1 protein-coding gene is annotated in these 751 nt (G+C 75.2%); it reads right to left on the bottom strand.

Annotated elements, in window-relative coordinates; translation table 11 throughout:
• Positions 1 to 751 (bottom strand): FGGY family carbohydrate kinase (locus BMG07_RS40885; RefSeq protein WP_269759919.1); only part of this gene is annotated, 751 nt, incomplete at both ends.

The raw sequence follows: 751 nt of genomic DNA on the forward strand, positions 1-751 counted from the left end.
GGGCCGCGCTCGCCGTCTCGGCACGTAGGGTGGTACAGGGCCTGGCCCGGCGTGGCGGCCAGCACCGCGTGGTTCAGCCGCTCCAGCAGCGCGGCGCGCGGCGGCGGTGTGGCGCCGGCCAGCTCGCCGGCCTGGGCCAGCAGCGCCAGCAGCCAGTCGATGTTGAGCGTGGCCGCCATGTGCGACATCAGCCGCGCGCGCACGTCGGGCAGCGGCATCATCATGGTGTAGCCGGCCTCGGCGTTCGGGCGGATGAGGTCGCAGCCCTCCACGGCCCAGCCGTGCATGCCCGTGCTGCCCAGCACCGAGCAGCCGACGTGCAGCAACCCTTGCGGGCCGTAGGCGACGCCGCCGCCGCCCAGCAGCGTGGCGGGCACGTCCATCGGCGGCAGCACCACCGGCGTGCCTTCGCGCAGGCCGGTGGCCAGCGCGGCCTGGCGCGACAGCGGCGCATGCGCGGCGCCGGGCACGACCACGGCCGGCAGCAGGCGCCTGAGCTCCGGCAGGCCGAGCAGCGACAGCACCTCGTCGTCGTAGGCGCCGCTTCGGTAGTTGCCGAAGGTGAAGGTGCCTTCGGCCTGGCAGGTGACGCGCTCGCCGGTGGCCTTGAAGTAGAGCCAGTCCTTGCCGTGCATGGCGGTGGCGGCGCGCGCCAGCCGCTCGGGCTGGTGGTGGCGCAGCCACAGCAGCTGGCCGCTTTGCATCGACGGGTTCAGCGCGGTGCCGGTGCGCTGCGCGATCGGCGCGGCGG

Origin of the sequence: Variovorax sp. E3, assembly GCF_016082275.1 — a bacterium.
Lineage (GTDB): Bacteria > Pseudomonadota > Gammaproteobacteria > Burkholderiales > Burkholderiaceae_C > Variovorax.